General features: G+C 37.0%; 12 protein-coding genes and 1 tRNA gene. 5 read left to right on the top strand and 8 right to left on the bottom strand.

All coding sequences use genetic code 11. The features are described 5' to 3' along the window. Nucleotides 1–32 precede the first annotated feature (32 nt). The 6 genes from RTP55_RS05895 to RTP55_RS05870 all read right to left on the bottom strand — a co-directional run bounded on the left by RTP55_RS05895 (nt 33) and on the right by RTP55_RS05870 (nt 5,177). The gene (locus RTP55_RS05895) at nt 33–1,769 is read right to left on the bottom strand and encodes an AMP-binding protein (protein ID WP_312384893.1); all 1,737 of its coding nucleotides are present in this window, start codon (nt 1,767–1,769) and stop codon (nt 33–35) included. Nucleotides 1,770–2,200: 431 nt separating this feature from the next. Then, nucleotides 2,201–2,596: a hypothetical protein gene (locus RTP55_RS05890; RefSeq protein ID WP_312384892.1), complete on the bottom strand. Its 396-nt coding sequence runs from the start codon at nt 2,594–2,596 to the stop codon at nt 2,201–2,203. Nucleotides 2,597–2,625: 29 nt separating this feature from the next. Further along, the gene (locus RTP55_RS05885) at nt 2,626–2,991 is read right to left on the bottom strand and encodes a SirB2 family protein (protein ID WP_062333276.1); all 366 of its coding nucleotides are present in this window, start codon (nt 2,989–2,991) and stop codon (nt 2,626–2,628) included. Between the two features lie 89 nt (nt 2,992–3,080). Beyond that, entirely contained in the window at nt 3,081–3,416 is a 336-nt protein-coding gene (locus RTP55_RS05880) for a BolA family protein (protein ID WP_284034896.1), read from the bottom strand. A gap of 203 nt (nt 3,417–3,619) precedes the next feature. Further along, nucleotides 3,620–4,075 carry a DUF441 domain-containing protein gene (locus RTP55_RS05875; RefSeq protein WP_007116215.1) on the bottom strand — a complete coding sequence of 152 codons (456 nt, stop codon included), beginning with the start codon at nt 4,073–4,075 and terminating at the stop codon, nt 3,620–3,622. A 277-nt stretch (nt 4,076–4,352) separates the two neighbouring features. Then, entirely contained in the window at nt 4,353–5,177 is an 825-nt protein-coding gene (locus RTP55_RS05870; protein ID WP_409418419.1) for a M48 family metallopeptidase, read from the bottom strand. A gap of 367 nt (nt 5,178–5,544) precedes the next feature. Here RTP55_RS05870 and RTP55_RS05865 point away from each other — a divergent pair. Further along, nucleotides 5,545–5,620 (top strand) — tRNA-Gly (locus RTP55_RS05865). Between the two features lie 416 nt (nt 5,621–6,036). Here the strand turns inward: RTP55_RS05865 and RTP55_RS05860 are convergent. After that, nucleotides 6,037–6,546: a hypothetical protein gene (locus RTP55_RS05860; protein ID WP_188875669.1), complete on the bottom strand. Its 510-nt coding sequence runs from the start codon at nt 6,544–6,546 to the stop codon at nt 6,037–6,039. Between the two features lie 411 nt (nt 6,547–6,957). Between RTP55_RS05860 and RTP55_RS05855 the strand changes: the two genes are divergently transcribed. The 4 genes from RTP55_RS05855 to RTP55_RS05840 are packed head-to-tail and all read left to right on the top strand — an operon-like array spanning nt 6,958 to nt 18,733. Then, nucleotides 6,958–9,033, top strand: coding sequence for an ATP-dependent helicase (locus RTP55_RS05855; protein WP_188875668.1), 2,076 nt, complete (start codon nt 6,958–6,960; stop codon nt 9,031–9,033). A gap of 59 nt (nt 9,034–9,092) precedes the next feature. Beyond that, nucleotides 9,093–10,100 (top strand): ComEC/Rec2 family competence protein, encoded by a 1,008-nt coding sequence (locus RTP55_RS05850; protein ID WP_188875667.1) that lies wholly within the window; start codon nt 9,093–9,095, stop codon nt 10,098–10,100. Further along, entirely contained in the window at nt 10,093–14,694 is a 4,602-nt protein-coding gene (locus RTP55_RS05845; RefSeq protein WP_312384891.1) for an NACHT domain-containing protein, read from the top strand. Before RTP55_RS05850 ends, RTP55_RS05845 begins: the two co-directional genes overlap by 8 nt. 13 nt (nt 14,695–14,707) lie before the next feature. Then, nucleotides 14,708–18,733, top strand: coding sequence for an NACHT domain-containing protein (locus RTP55_RS05840; RefSeq protein WP_312384889.1), 4,026 nt, complete (start codon nt 14,708–14,710; stop codon nt 18,731–18,733). A gap of 228 nt (nt 18,734–18,961) precedes the next feature. Here the strand turns inward: RTP55_RS05840 and RTP55_RS05835 are convergent, their stop codons facing one another. Next, the gene (locus RTP55_RS05835) at nt 18,962–24,463 is read right to left on the bottom strand and encodes a UvrD-helicase domain-containing protein (RefSeq protein ID WP_188875649.1); all 5,502 of its coding nucleotides are present in this window, start codon (nt 24,461–24,463) and stop codon (nt 18,962–18,964) included. Nucleotides 24,464–24,597: the final 134 nt, after the last annotated feature.

Here is a 24,597-nt window from a genome sequence, read left to right as displayed (position 1 = left end):
ATTTATGTTAAGTTTTTGCTGAAGTTGAAAATTTAGAGTCCCAATTCTTGTGTCATCGCTTCCACGATTTTGAATTTTTGAATTTTACCCGTGACGGTCATTGGGAACTCGTCGACAAACTTCATGTAAGTCGGTACTTTATAGTGTGCAATGTGATCTTTACAGAAATCACGGATGTCTTGTTCGGTTAAGTTGCTGTCTTTTTTGGGGATAATCCAAGCGGCGAGGACTTCACCAAATTTTTTGTCGGGTACGCCCACGATTTGGACGTCACGGATTTTTGGGTGGCGATATAGGTAGTTTTCGATTTCAACAGGGTAAATGTTTTCACCACCACGAATCACCATGTCTTTACTACGTCCGACGATTTTGACATAGCCTTCTTCGTCCATGGTTGCCAAGTCACCGGTATACATCCAGCCATCGACAATGGCTTCCGCCGTTTTATTGGTGTCATTCCAATAGCCGAGCATGATTGAGTAACCTTTGGTACACAGCTCACCTGTCTCACCGATGTCAAGCGTTTCACCCGTTTCTGGGTTGACGATTTTGACTTCTAGGTTAGGCTGTACCAGACCTACGGTTGAGACTTGTTTTTCAAGTGGCGTGTGCTGGTTGGTTTGACAAGATACGGGCGATGTTTCGGTCATGCCATAGGCAATGGTGAGTTCTTTCATGTGCATTTGGTCAATCACGCGGCGCATGACCTCAATCGGACAGCTTGAGCCTGCCATGATGCCGGTACGTAAAGTCGATAAGTCATAATTGGCAAAATCTGGGTGGTCAAGCTCGGCGATAAACATGGTCGGTACCCCATGCAGACCTGTACATTTTTCGTTTTGCACGGTTTCAAGTACGGTGATGGGGTCAAAGCCATCGTTGGGATACACAATCGTGCCACCGTGGGTCAAGATGGCAAGGTTGCCCAGTACCATGCCAAAACAGTGGTAAAGCGGGACAGGGATACACAGACGGTCATCGGCAGTGAAGCTCATGGCTTCACCGATGAAATAACCGTTGTTCAAAATATTGCGGTGGGTAAGCGTCGCGCCTTTAGGCGTGCCTGTGGTACCACTGGTAAATTGGATATTGATGGGGTTATTGGGGTTGAGCTTTTTGGCACGTTCCGCCACTGCCGGATCATCGGCATCGCCTTCGGCAATCCATGCTGAGAATTTTTGCATATAGCTAAAATCCTCAGTGGACTCTGGGCTATCAATCCAGATGACCCGTTTGAGATTGGGTAATTGCACGAGCTCTAAATTTTGGTAGCTTTGGTGACGCGCTTCAGGTGCAAGCTCTTGCAGCATCACCGCGTAGTCGCTAGATCTGAAGTGGCGCATCAATACCAGCACTTGGCAGTCGACTTTGTTGATGGCGTATTCAAGCTCAAAGATACGATACGCAGGGTTGATGTTGACCAATATGATACCGGCTTTGGCTGTCGCCAATTGCATGATGACCCATTCAACGTTGTTGTGTGACCAAATACCCACGCGATCGCCTTTTTGTAGACCCATACGAATCATGCTGCTGGCTAGCTGATTGACTTTACGCTGTAGCTCGCGGTAGGTGAGACGAATGTTTTGGTGAGCAGAAATTAAGGCGTCTTTATCGGGGTGTTGTTCCACCATCTGATCAAAAAAATCACCAATGGTCAATTCTATCAGTGGCGTGACCGGTCCTTTATCATAGCTTTGGGTGAGCGGGGCGTTGGCAGATTTTGCACCCATTACGATGCGTGGCAGGTTTAGCACGTCTTTGGTCATGGTAGCATCCTTACTATCGTGTTTTTTATCGTGTTTTTCTATCGTTTTTTTGGGATGTTTACTAAAGGTATTGACGAAAGCTAGTGAAAACTTCGTGCTTACCTGAGTAAAAATTTTTACCCACTGATTAATACCCAAGTATTCCTTGACTTAAAGTATTGTTATAAAACTCATTTCAATTCATTTTTTTTAAAATTTTTACTGTGTTGAACCATCAATATGTGACATATTAATCAATAAATTATGAACTTGTCAATCTAAAACGAGACAATCTTTATCGAAATAAAAATTATCTTTAGGCTAAAAAAATATTCAATAAGTATTCAATGACACTTACTACCCCTAAGCCAGCCACTGATTTGGCTGACCATAAAAAAACCCATCTCACTATGAAAGATGGGTTTTGGCATCAACCGGTAAAATGAGATAAATTATTTTTCGCTATAGAGTTTGATGCCGGTAGCAAAGGGGCATTGTTTTAAACGAGCGGCTTGTACCATCGCATCACGTTGTCCCATAGCAATCGATAGATTATGACGGTTGCCGCCATTGATTGAGCCTAAGCCGACACTCACGGTAGGATAAATACCATGGCGATTGCCCGATACGCCAATCCCAATGCCTGAAGCCTGCAAACCGGTGCGCTGATTGGCATTGGCATCAATGTATTGATTGACCCGTGTGTACTCATTGGCAAGCGCAACACAGTCATAGCTTTGGTAATTGTTGGCGGATACGTATTCAGGGGTAGGCGTGGTCATACACCCTGTCAAACCTGCCGTAGTGGCAGTCGCTAAAAGTATTGAGATAGCTAATTTTTTCATCATCCTACTCCCTTATCCTAATTGCTTTAGCCTTAAAATAGGTTGAGCGGTTTCACAAATGCCAACGTCAAAATACCCATATAGGCAATAAAAGCAATCAACATACCTATTTTGGCTTGATTGGGCGTAGTGGTCTGGCGCGTGGCTTTGACAGTCGCTGATATGGCAACAATGAGTAACACTATCTTGGCAATCAACCAATGCGGTACTATACCTGCGCCAAATAATGGCATCGCTGTCACCGCGCCTGTCAAAATCACCAAGGCATACATCACGTGGGCGCCGATTTTGGCAGATTTTGGCAAGCCTTGTCCTTTTGGTGCGGTAAATACCAACACAGCTTGCCACAAGAATAAGGCAATTAAAATCAATGCCATCAGCATATGTGCGTGTTTCATACATCAACCTTTTTTATCATAATATAGCGTAAATTAACTCAAGAGGTCTGTGGTTTTAGCTTATGTTGACACTCTTTTTTATCTGTATATTACCCTGCGTTTTGTCCTGCGCAATTGGGACTTTCGGGAGATTGTCCAACCGCTTGCCATTCTGCTTGTGTATAAGCATGAATTGAAAACGCGTGAATTTGCCCACCGCCTTGTGACAGTAACGCATGGATAAGTCCATATACCAACTGATGACGCTGTAACAAGCGTTTGCCTGCAAATGCCTCACTGACAATGGTCAGTTTAAAATGGGTTTCTTTGCCTTCAAAATAGCCAGCATGGCGCATCGACTCGTTTTCTAGCTGATAGACACTGGGCTGTAACGTTTGCAAACGCGCTGTCACGGCATCGGCAATCGGGGTAGCAAGTTGACTCATGTCGTCCTCGGTTCACTGATTTTATTCATCAAAAATGGGTAGTCAATGACAAACCTAACTGGTCACCACTTACCGCATTTTAGCCATTTTAGCATAGTTTTAAGGTAGCCTAATCTATCAAATGGGTTTGAGGGGCAAAAATAATCTTGTGTCAATACCGCTCAAATTTTCTCTATGTTTGATGGCTCACTAGCTTCTATGGCTCACTTGGACCAATATAGCAAGGATAAAATACCCGCGGCAATTAACGGACCCACCGCCACCCCGCGAAACAATACCACCCCTGCTACTGTGCCAATCATCAGCCCCGTGACCACGTTGGGGTCAACTTTCATTAAATTCACCCCTCTTGCGCCCAGCCAAGTCACTAGCAATCCCACAGCGATGGCCAATAATGAGCGCCAACTGGCAAAAGAGGTCATCAAGGCTTTGCTACTGACTTGCTCGGAGGCGATAGGCGCAATGACCGCAATGGTGAGCAGCAAAATACCCAAGTTGAGTCCATATTGTTGAATATAAGAAAAGATAGGTTGGTTGTTGGGTAAAAATTTGATGATAATTAGCGCAGTCGCACTGACCCAAATCGTGGGATTGTGCACAAAAATACCGCAGCCCAAAATGACGAACAAGACTAGCAAATTAATATCAAGCTGATTCATGGATTTACCCTATAGCTGTGACCAAACGCTTATTATGCCACTGACAATGCCGCTGTGCTGTTGAGATATTTAAAAAACTTCAATCAATCGGTTTTTTGACAACTTGTTAGGCTTGCTAGATAAATTGATGAGTAGGTAAATTGTTGAGTAAATTGATGCGCAATGGATTATTGTGGATAAGCAAAATTTTAATCGATCCGTTATTTTGATTACCAAATTTGCTCACTAAAAAAGCCAATATCAACTGCATATTGGCTTATAGCATACGAAGTTAAAATTAACGGTAACGGCTTTGTTGGTACAACGGCATCACACGTGGCAATAATGATTGAATAGTGGCAATACGTGTTGAGCTCACCGGGTGGGTACTTAAAAACTGAGGTGGCTCGCCGCGACCGCCCGCACTCTGCATTTTACGCCATAGGCTAACTGCTGCATTAGGGTCGTAACCTGCCCGTGCCATCAACTCTAGCCCCATCAAATCAGCTTCCGTTTCTTGAGTACGGCTATTGGGACGGGAAATACCCAAATCCCCAGCTAAGCCTGCTAACTGCGCCTGACCTTGAGATAAACCTAATACACTTGCGGCAATACCAATCCCTGTTTGGGTCGCCACGTCACGCGATAGACGCTCACGGGTATGCTCACGCAATGCATGCGCCATCTCATGACCCATAATCGCAGCAATCTCAGCATCGGTTAGATTCAAGCGATCGATAATACCTGAGTAAAAGACAATTTTACCGCCGGGTAATACGTGTGCATTGAGCTCATTACTTTTAATGACATGCACTTCCCAAGACCATTGTCTTGCATCGCTGCGATAGGCACCTGTCTGCGCAATCAGACGCTGAGAAATTTTCTGTAAACGCGCCAATTGGGCAGGATTGGTATCAAGCAGACCTTTGGCACGGGCGGCGGCAATTTCTTGTTGAAAAGCTTGATTTGAAAGTTGTTGCACCTGCTGATCGGATACTACCAACAACTGATTACGGTCGACGCCAATCGCCCCAGTATCAGTGGTGGTCGAGCAACCGGTGACAGCTACTGCAATGACGGATGCCGCCAAACTTGGCATCATAAGTTTTTGTGAAATTTTCATCTTATCGTTATCTCCAAATACAGCAAAAAGGACCAAGAGAAATAGCAAGTTTAAACGCATTATAGCGAAGTCATTAAAAAACAATCTGCTGAGATTTGCAGTAATTGCGTAACGATAGATACATGGTGTGTTTCAGAGTGTGATAAAAAAAACTAATAATTATGGTTAGAAAGGGAAAAGGTCATACGAGAATAGACATTTAAAAAAGCTATTTCTCAATAAAACCCAGTAAAAACAGTTAAATTTAAAAAAAACGTATTTTTTTGAATTTTTTTTGCAAAAATGCTTGACGCCGTATTAAAAATCCTTATAATACGCATCCACAACGACGCAACAAACATTCAAAATTGCTAGTTGACCACCTAATGCGGGAATAGCTCAGTTGGTAGAGCACGACCTTGCCAAGGTCGGGGTCGCGAGTTCGAATCTCGTTTCCCGCTCCAAATTCAAAAAAGCCTAACTTAATAGTTAGGCTTTTTTATTGTCTTTAAACCCAGTAATATCAAGGTTTTGCGTTTATTCCTATCCAATATCAGCAAAAATAGCTTTGTTAATTTAACTAATCAAATTTTTGCAAATTTTCAGACCGTGACCAAAACGTGACCATTTTGTGACCACGGTTTTTTTATGCTTTTTCAAAGCAACCCCGACCGTAAAACACTGTATTTAAATTGACTTAAAGTCGTTTTAAGCAAGTCTAAGGCGTAAGCTGTTGCCATTAGACAATATTGTTTTAGCGCAATATGATTTTTATGGCAAAAAACCGCCTATTTCACAGCAAAGCAGACCAAATTCAGCCTATTATTTCTTCAAATTAAAAAGCCTATCGATCGATAGGCTTTTTTAAGATAGCTTTCCATTATTTTAACAGCCTATCGGCAGGCTGAGTCTGTAAATATTCCATGATAACATCGCCTAGTGCCGTCAGTCGCTGTGCATACGCTTCACTATTGGCGTCACTGAGCCCACCATCGGCAAGGTAGGTTTGCCGAATCCCCTGCGTGTGTGCCATTGCATTAGGCACGTTCGCTTCAATAAAATCGAATGCCTCACGGTAAATCGGGTTGAGTCGATGCTCACCTGTGTCTGACGCAAGCAGATTTTCATTGCCATTGACAAACAGTTCACGGTTTAACATATCAAACGAACGCAATATCTCACCATTAACCGTGCTGGCTTTACCCTCAACGGGCACTTTTAGTGCTTGAACTGCTGCGTCATACACTGCTTGTAACTGAGCATTATTGTGAAAATAACTGTGGATTGAAAGTTTACCGCGATACAGCGGATGCGTTACGTTAAATAAAGCTTCTTGTTCTTGACCACTCGCTTGCTGGTCATCAACTTGATTAGTATTAGAGGGTGTCATCATTTTTCCCTTTTCTTATGTCATATAGCTAGGATAGATATACAGCTGCTTAAAATGTCACGTTTAAACAACGCTTATCCTTGACTATACAAAAGAAGGGTTTAGCTAACGAGTATCTTTTCACGGAAGGTGGGTTATGTTTTTGTATCAATGAACCTAGTAGGTGACATACGTACGCTAGCGTTTACACAATTTCTCTAGTTGTCGTGAGGGCATAGCGAAAATTTGGATAAGTTGAATAGTTTAACTTGCAGGATAGATAAAGGTATCAGAACTGATCAGTTGATAGATCAAGCTAAACCATTGAAAGTAAGTTTTATTATTTATTCTATAAAAAATTTGGTAAAGAATTAGACAACTTTTTAATTGTCTGCTAGCCTTATCGTAAGTTCCTATAAAATCAAATACTCTATGACAAGCAGCAATTTGATAGATGAATTAAACCCTGCCCAACGTAAAGCCGCCACTACTACGGCTCAAAATACATTAGTCTTAGCGGGGGCGGGGAGCGGTAAAACCAAAACCATTGTCGCTCGTGCCGCTTATTTGATTGATAAAGGCGTTCCTGCCAACGAAATCCAAATCGTCACCTTTACCCGTCGCGCTGCTAGCGAGATTGTCACTCGAGTTGAAAGTCATCTCGGCAAACAAGCCGAAGGACTACGAGCCTCGACCTTTCATACCTTTTGCTTAAGTATTCTACGTCGTTATCCCAAGGTTTTTGACTTAAAAGGCTTTAATGTCATCGACCGTGATGACCAAATCATGATGTTTAAGCTATTAAGGGGTAAGCTGGAAGATAAACGAGCGAAAGAGGCCAGTGCTCATAACAACACAACCTCAACAGGTAAAACCGTTACGTTTCAACGTAACCAAGCTGCTTCAATCAGCGAGAAGCTGCCAAAGCCCAAAGAACTGGCTGATTTATATTCTTATGCTCGTAATACCCAAATTAAACTTAAAGACGCTTTGTATAAACAGCTACCTGACTTTCAGCCTGCCTACGATGAAATCAGAGAGGTGATGAAAGGCTACGAAGCCCAAAAACGAGACCGCCATTATCTCGATTATGATGATATCTTGGAATATGTAGCTCGTTACTTAAATGCCGATGATTGGCTACTTGAACGAGTCACTGAAAACACCAAGTATCTACTCGTCGATGAGATGCAAGATACCAATCCGTTGCAGTGGCTATTATTGCAGCCGTTTATTGGACGAACGCAGCTATTTTGTGTGGGTGATGATGCCCAATCAATTTATGGCTTTCGTGGGGCAGACTTTGAAAATATTCATAGTTTTAAAGAACGGGTGCCTGACGCCGAAGTGCTAACACTGGATTTAAACTATCGTTCAACCCAAGAGATTTTGGATTTATCAAACTGGTTGCTAGATCGAAGTGAATTGGATTATAAGAAAAGACTTACCGCACATCGTGGCCAAGGGATTAAACCTGTACTGCATAGCTTTGGTAATGAGTCTGAGGAAGCTCGATTTATCGTCAGTGATTTAAAGAAACGCTATGACAAAGGCAATCCTTGGCATCATCATATGATTTTGCTACGCTCAGCCTTCTCTGGACGACAGGTCGAGAGTGCGTTAATTGCCGCGAATATCCCTTACATCTTTATCGGTGGAACAAAGCTTTTGGAAGCCGCTCACGTCAAAGATTTAATCAGTATGCTACGCGTCACGGTTAACCATCTCGATGAACTCGCTTGGATTCGCTTTTTGACGCTATGGGACGGTATCGGTGATGCGGGGGCAGGAAAGCTGGTGAATGAATTTTTAACGTTGCCCGACATAAACGCTTGTATTGAGCTACTGGATAAAAAAAGCAAGGTACCAAAACCTGCCCTTGACGCGCTTAGAGAACTATCAAGCCTTCAAGAGCTACCTGAAAAAAGCATTGATATCGCCTTTGATTCGTTAAGTGATCAACTACAAAAGAACTATGAGAAAAAAGACTGGGACAGCCGCGCCAGAGACTTTGATTTAATCAAGCAACTTGCCATGCGACATGGCACGCTAGCGGACTTTATTGAGGCTTATATCCTTGACCCGATTTCGCATAGCGAAGTCAAAAAACAAGATAATGATGATTTGGTGACGCTGATTACCATTCACTCTGCCAAAGGGGCAGAGCGGGAAGTCTGCTATATCGTCAATGCATCGGTAGGGCAATATCCACATCTACGAGCACAAGATAGCTTTGAGGAAGTGGAAGAAGAACGCCGTGTTTTATATGTTGCAATGACTCGTGCTAAAGATGAATTGATTATCACTCGGCAAAACTTAAATACCTGGGCGACGAGCCGGATTGATGCGAATAATCGGACGATTGAAGGGTATTTTTTAAGTGAAGTGCCAAAACATCTATTGCCAAATGATACGGGATTTGGGGCGTTTGGTGAACAACGTTCAGGTTTTTCAGAGCATCAACCTTTAAGAAATAAACCAAAAATTGGAATTGATTGGGATAACTAATTTGGTCAGTTTAACTTACTACATTCAAAAAACTGAATCTTACAACAAGAGGGTTACCTGTGGTTACGATTAATATAATTGATGCTGGGTATGGGGATTGTTTGTTATTGGATTTTATTCATACTAAAATTTTAATAGATTGTGGACCAAAGAATTTTAAAATTAGAAAATCTGTACTTTCCTCTTTAAAGACTTTAGTTGGGGAAGATGGAAAGTTAGATATTGCTATAGTTACTCATAATGATGATGATCACATTGGTGGGTTTAAGTATTTAATAGATGAAAACGTGGAAATAAGCAAAATTATTTTTAATAGTGTTGAGGATATACCAGATATTCTAAAAAATACGGAAAAACAAATTTCATTTCCTCAAGATAATGAACTTAGATTAAAAATACTTAAAGATAAAGATATTACGCCAATTTTTTTATACAGAGGTTCAGAACCACTACAGTTACATCACATAAAAATAATTCCTTTGACTCCTACTAATGAAATTTTGAAAAATATATATAAATTTTATAATTCTAAAATACTAAATAATGAGAGTGCTCAAAAACAGATTTCCAGTTCAATTGAGAGTGAAATTACATTAGGGGAAGCATTGAAAAAAGTTAGAGAAAATAAAGATAGATTCGAAAAAGACCCTTCAATTACAAATAAATCGAGTATATCTTTTATCATCGAGTCTAATAATTTTACAGGACTTTTCTTGGGTGATGCACATGCTGAAGACATCTTAGAAGGTCTCAAAATTTCAGGTTATATAAATAAGAAATTTAATGTTGTGAAGCTATCTCATCATGGTAGTCATAGAAATACGAGTAGTGAACTATTAGAAGCAATAGGAAAAACTGAGTATATAATATGTGCAAATAAAACCAAGCATAATCACCCTAATAATGTGACACTTGCTAGGATACTAAATTACAATCCAAATCCCACTTTCCACTTAAGTTCAGACAGCTCAACTTTGACTCAAAATATAGAAGCTTGCGTTGCCTTAGGTTTTAAACCCACAATTACGATTCCTAAATCTGGTATAAATAAATTAACTTATGAATGAAAATAATCTTATTAAAGTTAAGTTGACTAATAGTCAGTCAACTGGGTACTTATTTAAGTCCTATGATGAAAAAAAGTCATTGGTTATTACATCAAGGCATAGTATTTGTACCAGCGTAGATACCTGTAATGACCATTCTGGACATCCAAGTCAATTTAGAACCGATGATGTAGAATTCTTCCATAATGGAAATAAGATTGGAATAGAAAAAATTTATATCCATACAACCAAAGATATAGCGATTGTTTGTGTAGACTCGGTTGCAAGTGATAGTTTATTTATTAATGAACAAATTGAAAGTGACAAATATTATGCAAGTGGCTTCATTAAAACTGAGAATGAACCAACAGGTTTAGTATTAGAGGCGGCAAGAAAAAGAGGCTTATTGATTTTATTTAGAGAGTCTAGCCCTACCCCTAACTTGGAAGAAAAGAAGGATAGCTTTGATGGTATGTCTGGTTCAGTAGTTTTTACTGAATCAAATAATAGGTTTGGCATTTTTTTCGCCAAAGCATTAATCGTGCTCAATGAGACTCATAATGATTTTGGAGCAGAAAACTTAGAAGATTTAGATTTTGATGAAATAAATGCTTTTTTCGACTGTAAGGTTTTCTGTTTAAAAGAAGATTTATTGAAAGACTCTTTCAAATACTATAAAAATTTAAATGCTCAATGGTTAAATAATATTTTCCAAGACGAAGCGAAGGCTAAATACTATTTTAGGCAGTCACTCACTCCTATAAACTCTAATTTTCCACAACTGCTGTTAAGACGAAATCTAATAGACGAACTTTCTCAATGTATAAAATCAAGGAATATAGTTTTTATATTAGGAGATGAAGGAGTTGGAAAGACATGGATTACAGCGCAATTTTGGTTAACTTTAGAAGAAAAGCCTTTTTTTGTTTTTTTTACTGCTCATGATTTCATTGATACTAATTATCAAAACCAATCATTTAGAGATTTAATCATTGAAAAGATGATTAAGCAATCAGGGTATACCTTTGACGATAGTTCAATAAAAATCTTTAACGAAATTTTTGAAGTATTGAAGAGGAAAGAAAAAGAATCTGATATTAAACTATTCCTAGTCATAGATGGAATTAACCAAAAGCCTTCGGTGAATTGGGGACAAATTATAAATTTGTTAGTTATGGAATATTCACATTATGCTATCAAAACATTAGTTACCTCTAGAACTATCTTCTTCAAAGAGAAAGTCAAGCGAAAAATTATTAATAATGATTATGGTGAGCTATTAGTTTTAAATTGGTCACCCGAAGAAAGAAATAAAATATTAGAGTTAAAAAATATTGATTTTCAATATCTAAGTCACAAAGTTGCGAATTCTTTATTAAATCCCAGATTGCTAAATATTGCCATTAATCTTTTCGATGCAAATGATATTAAAAATATAAATGAACTAGATGTAAATAGAATTTTATTCGAACATATAAGGTTATTAGAGAAAGAAGATATTGAACCTGTTGAATATAGGGCATTTATAAAAGATTTACAAAATCACGCTCTATCAATAATTGAGAAATTAAAAGAAAAAAATTTTGATGATATTAAAATTTTTGAACAGGATTTAGAGAAAGTTGCTGATGGTAGGTTTTTCAAATCTATTGAAGGAGACTCATGCTTATATGAGATTAATGAGGAGGGTTTACCCTTAGCGTTATCATTTGCAATTATTTCTAATTTAAAGGCATTAGAGCGAAATAATAAGGATGTAGAGGAAGGTTTAGCAAAAATCATTGATCCTATAAATGCTTTAGATAGGACTTCGGACATTATCATGTCTTGCTTAACTGTTATCACAGTTGAACAAGAGCTTTATTCGATTAAAATTTTCAAAGCTTTAGTTAAATGTTTACTCAACCTACAAAACACTGATGATGATTTTTTTGATGCTTTTGCTAGGATTATACAATCCAAAGTATCTGAATCTCTTAATGTTATGGAAGACTTGTGTTTATGTGGTGGCAATCAATCAAATCTTGATTGGTTATTAATGATATTCATAAAAATTGATGTGGATGATTCTGCCTGGATCACAGTAAGTGACAGTATAAAAACTTGGCTAAAGTATTATTCACTATCTGTAGAAAAAAATATTGGTTATTATTCAGATAAAGATGACCCAAGTAGATTAGAAGCCATAGAGAAAAAGAAAAATGAAATCGAAGATAAACTTACAAATTTGACTAGTCAAGAAAAGTCAAAATTGACATACTTTACACAGAAATCAGAAGATATCGATATCTTATCCCTAACAGCGTTTAGAATGCTAGCTGGTAAGCCTCTAAATAACTTTGTATCATCATTTTTAGACTGGAGCTTTGCTCATAGCCTTAATCCTAGCTATCAATCTGTTGATAAAGAATTTAAAGACTTAATAAAATTTAATACAGTTGATTGGTTGAACACACATCAAAATTTAACTAGTAACTTTAATCCTGATAATAATCTTTCTAATGTTTCAAAATGGGCAATTGTAAGATTATTGTATGCAACTGGAGATTCCAATGACGCAATTTTAGCTAAATCGATTATAACGGCTATAAGGGGGCATAGAGATAATAAAAATTGGAGATCAGTTGAAAATTATTGTGATACCGATCCCTGTGACCCACAGTCCCCAACACCCAATAATATCTCTAATGCTTTACAAGCAATTGAGAGTTTAGATATTTCGAATGTCTACAATTCAAGATTTCAAACTTCAGAAAATTTATTATTGGATAGAATTTTAAGAGGTTTGGCAAGATTCAGCCCGAATGAAATTATTGAACTTTATAGAAAATTAATTTTGGAAATTTTGAATAAGTCTGGTTATGCTTTGAGATATGGCTTAATAAATATCTACAATCATAATGCTCTACTTAAGGAAGAACATATCAGTAAAGTCTTTGATATTTTCAATCATCAAGATGAATTACTTAAGGGTCTAACAAATCAAGATTCTTTGTTTGTGAAGAATTATCTTAGAGTGCTAATTGCTCCTTTTTTAAAACCGAAGAAACAAGTTGAATTACTTCTAACATTTAGTGCAGACGATAATGTGTTCATAAATCTTTTGGAAACAATGGATAGTATTGAACTAGAAGATATTGACCTATTCGTATCTCAAAATTCAGAAGAAAATCAAATTTTAAACTTTCTATTCTATGCAAACATTAAAAATCTGCCACTTACCAATCAATACAAGGATCTATTGAATAGACTTATAAAACATGAAAATTATTTAATCCGTATAGAAGTTTTTAAAACTATTCTGTTTAAAGAAGATATGGAATTATTACAAGCATTTTTAAATGAGGAATGGGATTTCTTAGATGAAAGAAATCAACAAATGGAATCATTTTATGGGTCTTTAGTATATTTATTGGCTATAAAACTTAATTTAGTGGATGAAGATCAATTTATAAGAAAAATAAATCCTATAGCCTTTGGAGAGGCTTTTAAGTATGTTTCTACTAACGGATTAAGCTTAATATCTAATTTATTGGATAAAATGTTTGAGGTTATCCTAGTTGAGAATATTCAGCCACCAGAAATGCCAGTAACAGAAGTCTTATCAGATGATAGTCCAATAAGGACACTTTCTATTGATTCTTTAATTTCTCACAATCAGGATGAGAAATTAAAATTTGTTTCTGAAACAGACGAGGAATTTCAAGAAAGACAGGAAAGGAACTATAAAGATTTTGAAAAATATCGAGAATTTTATAAGTCTAAACACATAGACCTAATCATTTATGGAATGTTACCAAAAGCTTTTGAAAAAATAGTCAACTCAAATTTAGAAATTAAGGAAAAATGGTTTACTTTATTTGTCAATCTTTCTGAAAAAGCAGTTGGTAAATTCTATAACTATATAATACTACTGGCTAGCATTTTCTCAGAAACAGATATCAATAAAGCAAAAAGATTATGGGGGAAAGTTAAAGATAATACGCCATACATGAACGTCAAAATTGGCTCAGAAAAAATACCTTTAGAAATGTTTTGCTTATGGCACTATGAAGGTAACGATGATTTAGATACTTATCGGTTTGATTTATTGGATAAAGCTACGTCGGATGAACAAATAAATGAGCATGTACTTTCTGCAATTATAAATGGAAACGAAAGTAGTATCAAAAAATATATCCAAACAAAGCTAGCTAGAATTGAACCTGCCCAGAAAGCGAGAGGGTTAATAGCTGCTGGTTATCTAGATAAAAATGAGTTTAGTGAAAATATATTAAATAACTATAGTAATTTTGATGGGATAATGGGTGCTGCATATCAAACAGCTAAATATATTTATGAACGAAATATATGGGCAAGACATTGGTATTTACAAGCTAGCTCCGCAAGTACATATGAAGATTTTTGGATTAATATGGTTCTATTAACGAAAGTTGTTGATATGAGATTTTATCAGTGGAGAAATACTATTAATGATAATAATAAAAGTTCGCTATATGAGAAATTTCATCATAGTTTCGATAATGAAATTCTTAAACGCTGTGAAAAGTGGCAAGAAAGTAGAGATAAAAAATTATTTGGACTTGAGCCACCGAATCCAATTTATATAATTTAACTGAGAAGAAAACTTGAGTAAAGAATTTTATTTGACTCGAAGATTAGTGAATCCAAAAGGTGATTTAACAGTCAATGAGTCTGATTTAAATCAATTAGGCGAAATCATTATCATCCTTGGTGAGCCTGGCATCGGCAAAACTAGTTTACTTGAAAATTTAGCTAATAAATTTCAAACAACTTGTAAGTCAGCAAATGTAATTAACTATAAAAATTCATCACTAGATAATACGTATGATAAGATTTTGATCATAGATGCTTTTGATGAACTTGTCAAAATTGATTCATCAAGCGTCATGAATCTATTAGGAAAAATTAGTTCATCCCCATTTAAAAAAATTTTCATTTCCAGTAGATCAAGTGAATGGTTAGATTCCTATAATCGCAAAATCGAGCAATTTTTTGGTAAAAGTCCAATTGTATTATATTTACAACCTTTCGATATAGATGATCAAAGATCATTTTTTAATTTTCATTTTGTTGATGAAGATTTTGAAAAATTTTATTATCAAATCAGTAAATTTGACTTACAGCCTCTACTTTCTACACCTCAAATGTTGAAAATGCTAGGAATGGCTTATATTCAAAAAAATAGAGAATTCTTAGATAAGAAATCGATTTTTCCAGCTGCATTTATTGCAGCAGCAACTGATACTAATAAAGAGCTTTCGATCCCAAGATATTTAACCACTCAGCAGAAAGTTGCAATTGCACAACAAGTCTTTGCAAATTTGCTTCTATCAGGGTCTGAAGGTGTTAGTAATACTGAAATCAATTCTGAGAGATTATTTCCCTTTTTAAATGCTATTGTAGTTAATGAGCATGTTAAGGAGATATTGGCAAGTCAATTGTTTAGACCAAGTGATAAATCTGATCATCATCAACCAGTGCACAAAATACTTGCTGAATATGGTGCAGCAGAATATCTGAGTCATAGATTAAAGGACTCTGTAAATCCCTTATCTATAAATCAACTACTAGCCATTATTGCACCCAATGGATTTGTAAGAGACGAATTGAGAGGAATGGTGGGATGGCTAGCCACAGTTGGAAATAAAAGTATTCAGGAAAGATTAATTGAATTAGATCCTTATGCAATAATTGCTAATGGTGATCCATCTCAATTATTAAACTCATCCAAAAAATTAATTTTTAAAAATTTAAAAGATTTATCTATTAGTGATCCTTACTTTAGAAGAGGTGATTTTTTTAGGTCTTCATTTAGTACTGTTGGCTTTTTTACCTTTGATATTATCGATGAAGTAAAAGTAGAGTTATTAGAAAATAAAAATAACTATTTTCGAAAGTTGCTTTTGGGCATGTTGGAGAGTTCAAACGAAGCTATTCACTTTAAAAACGAGCTTGAGGGGCTAGTTTTAGATGCACACGAAGATAGTAATGTAAGATTCGAAGCCAACGCTTGTATAGCTAATATGAAAGATTACAGTGTTATAGAGACTTTAAATTCCTTAATGATTGAGTTGTCTACTACTTCGTTGCATATGATAACTTATACTTTAACGAGAAAGGGTATTGAGAAATTCGACGATCAATTTCTTGAAAAATTATTTTTCTGCTTTATACAGCTTTACACGCCTAACAATTTTGTTAATACAAAATTTACTAGAATAATCGGTGAACGCTATTTTGTTAATGAGTTTATAAAACAACTTCCTATTTATAAAGTTATCTATTTGCTTGATCAACTAACAAATAAATTACTTTGCACTAAGAGCACCGAATCTATACTGAATGAGTCTCTTTATGCTCAAAGTAAAGTTATAGGTTATCTCCTTGATCAATATTTCACTGTAAATAATGGTTTATTTGATGCAGAAAAAATTTGGTATTGGATAAGGAATTTACGATTTGAAAACTCTATTTTAATCGAAAGCAGTGCATCTGTAAAATTCCTAAAAAATAATAATCAACTAAGGCAGCAAGTTTTTAAAATCGCATTTAATAGGATAACCGATCCTGATCATATACATGACTTATGGATTAGCAATTTTTCCGTCAAAGGTCACTCTGGCTTGACGATAACTTATGAGGATTGGCAGTTTTTTACCGATTATGCTTATGAAAGTGATAATCATAATCTATGGCGAAGACTCATTCCTTATCATAGTAGGTTTGATAGTGAAAATCATAAAAGACGGCATTATATGAGGCAGCAAGCAAAAAATAAATCAAATTTTATGCTAGCTTGGTCAGCCTTCCATTTCAGACCAAATAGAGTTAGTGAATATTATAAGTATGAGAAAAAACACAAGCGTTATGAAAAGCGTTGTAAAAATTGGCAAGAAATAGTTTTTCAAAGAAATAGACGATATATTAACGAAAACCGTCAAATTATTGAAAATGGAGAGCAATTAAATTGTCTAAAAAAATTTGCGAATTTGGTATTACATCATCCTAGTGAAATTAGCACACAGATTGGTGATGAAAATCTTGTGAGAAATTCACTATATAATGCTTTGTCTACAATAGATGGTTTACTCAACGATGATGGGAAATTTAAACCGTTAGATAAGAATGAAAATTATCATTCGTTGGTAGAAATTATTACTGCGTGCATTCATGAAAGGTTTAGAAAAAATGGAGATTTAAATAATATAAGTAGAAAGCTGTTAATTAACTACCGTTTAAATACTCATTTTTCCTATTCAGGAATAAATTTTTTAGAAAAGAAATCTATTATTGAGGAAGTTGATAAAATATTATTTAAAGATACTGAAAGTGCTGAAATTTTTATACGTGAGGTTGTTGAGTTTGAGTTGGAATCAAGAAGCGAATATTCACGAGTAGAGTGGCTTGAAATTTATGAGGTATTCCAATCTTTTATCCCGAAACTACCTTTAGAGTGGTTAAAAAAGTTTCCTGAAACTAATATTCGTTCTTTATCTGAATTATTTAATAAAGCGTATCATGAATCAACGATTCAAGAGCTATCTGGCTTCGTAAAAGAATATACAGATAATCTTTTGTTAAAGTATCCAAAAGAAACTGAAGATACAGGATTTGAAAAGCGTAGAGTATTTTGGTTAATTAGAGCCTTCTACTTAATAGAGGATAATGATGTCTATTGGGACTGGCTTAAGGAAGATGAGGATAATATTTTTGAGTTTGAGATTCTTTCAGATACTTGGAATAGAGGTGGCGATGGTAAATGGTCAGCTTTGAATGCTATCAGGATTGAGAAAATTTTAAACCATTATTTAACTAAGTGGGAAAAAATAGATTTACCTAATAGTTGGGGTACTGATAGTCCAAAAGAAGAAAGGGCATATAGGTTTTTGCAAGATTTAGTTTATCAAATAAAAGATGATAAATCTGATGATAGTGTGAAAGTTATAGAAAGATTATTGCTTAGCCCATTATTTAATGAGTTTTATGCTACCTTAAAAAGCCAATTAGCAGAGAAAAAACGCTTTAAGGCATTCGAAAATTTTAAAGCTCCCACTTCTGAAGCTATTACTGACTTTTTCCAGACTAATACGATTCTTACAGTTGAACATTTAAGGGCACTTATCAAAGATGAAATTGAAGTTTATCAAAAAGATTTGAATGGGGGCGATACAACTACAAAACGTATCTTCTATGAGAATAATAAGCATAAGAATGAAGTGGATTGTGCTCTCATTATTGCAGAAAGATTACGATTACGGCTTGAGCCCAAAAGCATAATCGTTACGCCAGAGCACCAAATGCATGAAGCTAGGCGTGCAGATATTACTTTTACCAAAATGGATGAGAAACGTCAGCTTTTAGTGATGGAAATTAAAGGACAATGGCATCCTGAGCTATTTAATGCTATGTCAAACCAATTATTCGAAAGTTACTCTATACATCCTGATGCTTATGAACAAGGCATATATCTAGTTTTATGGTTTGGTTCTAGTGTGAAAATAGCAAATAGAAGCTCTAAGGATATCGAGATGCCAGAGCAACTCCTCACGAAATTAAATAATCAACTACCTGATAGATTGAAGGGCAAGGTCGATATTCTCGTCCTTGATTTAAGTATACAAGTTTATTAGCTTTAATCTTTCTAAGAATATGAAAATTAACTTTATAGTCTAAATTTTTAACATCAATACCAATTTCGAAGGTAATATTCAAAAATCTGTGTTATTCCACTAAACTATTTGAAATAGAAGGAATGACAATATGAAAGTATAGACAGATATCTTGATCAAAACCTTAGTAGCAACTATTAAATTAGCAGTGGGCAGCTTTGAGCTAGAAACCCCCCGTGACCGCAGTAGTTAGATTTTTATCATTATTTTTATAAAAGGCACTATCAGATAATGGGAAGTTTCGATACCACGATATTGATGCTTTTCATACCAACTCATATCTTGTTGATAGAAGAGAGTGGTAGTAAAGCCTACTAGTTCAATATTCATATTGCCTAATTTAGTTGTTAAATTGCTTGAAAACTGGCAAATAAGCTGATTACGGGGAGAATAAAAACCTGATGTCACTTTATGCTTATTCCAATCTTTGATAATAAATCGACTAAATACAGCATTTGATTTGCCCCAGCCATCTTTAACAAAAACCTGAGTGACAAACTCTCGTCCTTCTTCATTGACCAAGGCTTTTGGTGTCAATACGATTTCTTCGAGTTGCAAGAATCGGTGAAAGCATAAATAATCTGGCTTACTGACTGTTGGTATTTCAAGTTTATGACCTTGGTTAGCCAACAAATCAGCTAATATTTGATGATTATTTTGTTGATGTTGCAAGACAGTAAGTGATTGCTTGGGTCGTGTTAGAGCAACATACAAGGGTCTGATTGTATCTTGGCTATTTTCTTGGTTTCGAGTGTACTTACTCACTTGGTCAATCACATAGATATGGTCAAATTCCATGCCCTTGGCACTGTGGTAACTGAGCAAGTAAACTGCTTTTTCACTGTCATATTGGGTTACTTCAAGGCGTTGTAAAACTTGTTCGTAGGTAACATTAGCTAAATCTGTGATACTACCTAAAATAGCCTGCCATGCCTTATCCAAAGCGGTTAAGTGCTTTTCTTTTCGCCAATTTTCTAAAAACGTGGTCACTTGTCCATCAATTATCGCCAAGCGTTCATTATCTAAGAACTGGTACAAAGCCTGTCCGATAAAGCTATTTAAGGGAATTAATTGCTCGCTTTCATTATAGCGTTGGCTGTTAATGCCTAAAATTTCTAGATAATGCTGTATCGCATCAAAGTCTCGCCATTGTGGGGCTAAAATGGCGATGCTAGGTTTATGCTCTAAACTGTCGAATTCAGCCAGTTTGGCTTGAATATCGTGGGCGACCCAGCTTGCCATATCAATGCCTTTTGGCTGATAAAATATGCCATAGCGAATCGGTAATTCTGGGTGAATATGAGTGGGCTTGATGCTATTATCAGCATCTTTTAACCGTTCTTCATTGGGCAATGACTGACTAATAAAGTCATTGGCAAGATTCACGATATTATCGGCACTGCGATAATTATTGAGCAGATAATATTTTTGTGAAACGTCAATATGATAGTTTTGTTCAAACTGCTGAATAAACTTGATACTTGCCCCACGAAACGCATATAAATTCTGGTCATCATCACCCACGACCATTAGATAACCACGCTGTTCATAGTTGACTGACGATCGGTTGTCATTGATATCGTCTTCAGTTTCCGCTTCTTGTAAGTCAGCTAATAAACCAATTAACTCGTATTGGTACTCGTCGATATCTTGGAATTCATCAACCATGATGTACTGAAAATACTGGGGGGATTCTTTAAGTTGGGCAATCGCTTGCTCGATAAGCCATTGGTAGCGGGCATTATTTCTGCGTTTATCGTCACTTTTTTCTTCATTTAAATGATCAATCCGAGAACAAATTTCATCCAATTGTTCATTGGTGGCATCTTTTTCTGACAGTCCTGTGATTTGTCTAGCCAAGGCATGGAAAGTCAAAATCGTCACGCCATTGGCATTATTTCCTACTAGAGCCTTTAGGCGGTCTCGCAATTCACACACCGCCAAACGGTTATAAGCCAAAATCAAAATTTTCTCAGGCTTAATTTCTTCAATCATTAACAGATGGGCGACCCGATGCACAACCACCGTGGTTTTGCCTGAACCAGGCCCTGCCAAAATCATCGATGCACGGCTTTTATCTTCAATGATTTGCTTTTGTACTTCGCTTAAATAGCTGGGTAAAATCAGTTTTTTATAATCTTTGAGATAGGGGCGAGTGACATCGGTTTCTTTGGGTATATATTGCTTAATCACATCGGATAACGGTTTTCTAAAGTAGTCTTCCATCAGTGAGCGTTTGGTATCTATGTCGCTACCCAGCCAATGATTTAACACATGGATTCGCATACAACGGTCAGTATAATGCTTTTGTAAGTAATCATAGGCTTGTTTATCGTAGCGACTTGGAGTTTTTTTACCATTAACAAACTGTCTAAAATTTTCGCCAATAAAGAAAATCGCATTGGCATCATCGTCAAGCCGTGATAGCTCAATGATGCCCAGTTTTTGTAGTTGTTCAAGTTGTTGCAAAATAACTATTGGTGAGCGGTTAAACTGCTCGGCAATATCGTCCAACGAGAAATTTTCGCCAACTTCTTTCCCCTTTCCATCAAGCTTGGCAAAAATATACTCATCCAGCAATCGGGCAAATTGATTAAATTGCTGTTCAGCAAGATTTAGCCAATTATGCCAGTTGTCACTGAGCTGCTCAGTTGCCAGTTGCTCTTTGGTCTCGGCGGTCGAGCTGACCGTAAAATACTGGCGTGAATGATGGCGTGTGGCAATGATATTTAACGCTCGTAACATTGGAAAAATGTCTTTAGCTGTGCGGAACTGATACTGATGAGACACAAGCCAATTATCTAGAGCTCTGCTGTCAAAACGCTCAAACCCTTCCACATTATTTATCTCTTGATAATGTGTTTGAAAAAAATCGCTCGCAATAAACGCTTTTAGGGCATCAAGCATACGCTTTTTCTTGTTAAACTCGCTTTTTAAATGCCTGACGGTATAGTTTAGGCGAATATTGACCACGATTTCCCATTGAGCAAACCCTAGTTTGACCAGTTGACGAAGTAAATTTAGCAATTGCTTGACCGAATAACCTAACGCTACCGCAAGTTCGGGCAGATGATAACGAGTGGGCTGTTTTTCAGCGGTTTTATAAATACTGGTTTGGGTCGGTAGGTTATCGTTAATTTGCTGCAATTGGTTATATAGTTTAAGTAGTTTACTATTATGGTCTACTGTGGGGCTTTGCAATAATTTAATGGTAATAAAAGCAGGTTGCTGTTCTTTTTCAATCAGCAAGCCATAGCGTTCTAATGCCAATAAAGCCACACGGATTTGGGTGTTAAGCTGCTCCACATCATCGTCAATGCCCAAAATTGGCAATAGTAAATTGCCTGCAAACCATTGATCACTAGGCTGTCTGCTCAGAATTGGTCTGATTTGTTCCCAACAGTTTTTTAAGGTGTCTGTATTGGGAATGCGAGAATTACGTTCTTGTTGAAACTGATTTTCGATGTCGCTATTGTCCCACAACATATAAGCGTGGGCGTGTTCATGTGATTTTCTTGCTCCACGCCCGATTTCTTGCACGTACGACTCAAGATTGTTTGGCACCCCACTATGGATAACGGTATGAATCCCTGCTTTATCAATACCCATCCCAAAGGCATTGGTACAAACAACCACATCCAATTCATTGTTTTTGAACTGTTGTAAGATTTGCTTTTTCTGTGATTCATCCAGTTTGCCATGATAGGCGACGGCTTTGAGATTTTGTTCGGCAAAGTGTTTAGCGTATTCTTCACAGACTTTGCGGTTTCGCAGGTAAACAAGGGCAATGCCTTGCTCTGGATGTTCAGGATGTTTTTGTTCATACCAGGCTTGACGTTCACGCAAGATTTGATAAATTCTGGTCATGCGGTTGTCTTTTGGCACTTGTTCAAAGTGTGGCGTGATATTCTCTCGCCAAATTTTTAGGCTTTCAATAGGTGTACCATACTGCACCAAAGGCTTATTATCGGTTAAAGCCACCAGTTTATTGACCAATTCTTTATCCAAATCTTCTTTGACACGGCTCGATGCCGTAGCGGTCACCAGGCTAACTTTTGGAGCAATAAACTCGTAATCTTTGACAGGCTCATTGACAGTTTGGGTAATATCTTCTGCTAACAAATCAAATTGGTTGTCGTTTTTACTGGGCTTTTGTGTCATCGCCTCAATGCTTGACTGTACCTTTTGAGCGATATCCGGATTGTAACAAGCAACAATATGATCAGCAATTCGCAAAAAGTCAGGACGAAAATCAGTACCCCATTGACTTAAAGTATGGGCTTCATCCAGTACCCAAAATGCAGGCGGGCGATTTTTAAACAATTGACGAATGCTGTGAGTTCGCAAGCGTTCTGGGCTTAAATATAGGATGTCAATATCACCTTGCCACACGCCTGTGATAATGTTTTTTTGCGTTTCGGGCGTTTGTCCTGATGTCAGATAGGCGATACGGCTTTCATAGTTAGGTAGTTGGGTATGAAGATTAATGACTTGGTCTTCAATCAAGGCTTTGAGCGGTGAAATAACGACCGTGAGTTGGCGTTGATACTTGCTAAAAATCAACGCAGGTAATTGGAAAGTTAGGCTTTTCCCGCCCCCTGTTGGCAAAATCCCCAATGGAATATCTTGATTGGCAAGGGTAGCTTTGACAATCTGCATTTGACCATCACGCAGTTTGTCAAACCCAAAAAATTCTTGGCATTGGCTGTTAATCCAATCCTCATTCGGCTCATGAATTTGCCAAAAAGTTTCTTCGGCTTGCTGAAAGCTTATTTTGTAAACAGGGTGCTTGCTAATCCATACAGGACGGCGAGCTTGGGGTTTGGCAAAGTAGCGAAGCCAATTAACAAAACACGCCAAACCTAAATACTGCCAAGGATTAATGTTTTCTTTTGGTGTGATTTTTTGCTGTTTGAGTGTATCACAAGCTTGCTTTAGCAAGGCAATAAGCTCATATTGATTGCCTTCGGGCATTTCGCTCGTGATATTATCCCAGTCAAAGATACAGTCATTATCGACATAAAAATACGATTTACTGGATAATTGCTCAAGATTTGGCAGTAGTTGATGGTATAAAAACTGACTATCCAAAGTTAGATTAGCCCATGCTGTCAGGCAAAGCTCAAAGATGATACGACTTTCAACACAGTCGAGCACAGGATTGTTATAGGCAGTATTGGCTTTATAAAGTTTGGCTAACGCATGGGTCGGCTGATGTGGAATCAACAGGCAACTAAGAATAAGCGTATCCCATGTTTTGGCTTGCCATTGAGTCAACGTGATATCAGTGATATTCAAATCCTCAATACCGGTAAAAAAGTCTACTAATTTTGGCAGATCAAACTCAATTAAATTATGTCCACCCAAATAATGAGCCGTCTGAAAAATCTCAAAAAGCTGGCTTGCATTGTTATTAAACAACGTTTCATCAAATTGCCAATACAAATCATCAGCGATAACTGCTCCATCAAGCAGTTTTTGAGTGTCTGGATCAATTTCTAGGTCAAGCCATACGATAGTATCTTTATTTAATTTAATCTGGTCTAAAATGGCTTGGATGTCGCTTACAGCTGTTAAGCTTTCAAAAAAGTCGCTAAGATTTGATTGTAGATACTCACCGAGTCCTGCAATAGGACTAGGTTCTTTAGGAGGCTGTGAAACAGGTTCAATAAATTCTAAATCAGTCGTCATGGGCTTCATTTATTCAAAGTATTGAATATTAAACTTATATCTGCTATTTATAGCATAGCAGATATAATGCTAGATATTTTAATAATTATTGGTTGTAATGAATTGCTATGGATAACTTTTTAATTATTGGTCAT

It is taken from the genome of Moraxella sp. CTOTU47579, from assembly GCF_032004885.1.
In the GTDB taxonomy this organism is placed as follows: domain Bacteria; phylum Pseudomonadota; class Gammaproteobacteria; order Pseudomonadales; family Moraxellaceae; genus Faucicola; species Faucicola tetraodonis.
Note: the sequence above shows the minus strand (reverse complement) of the source record. Positions and strands in the feature narration are given on the sequence as shown.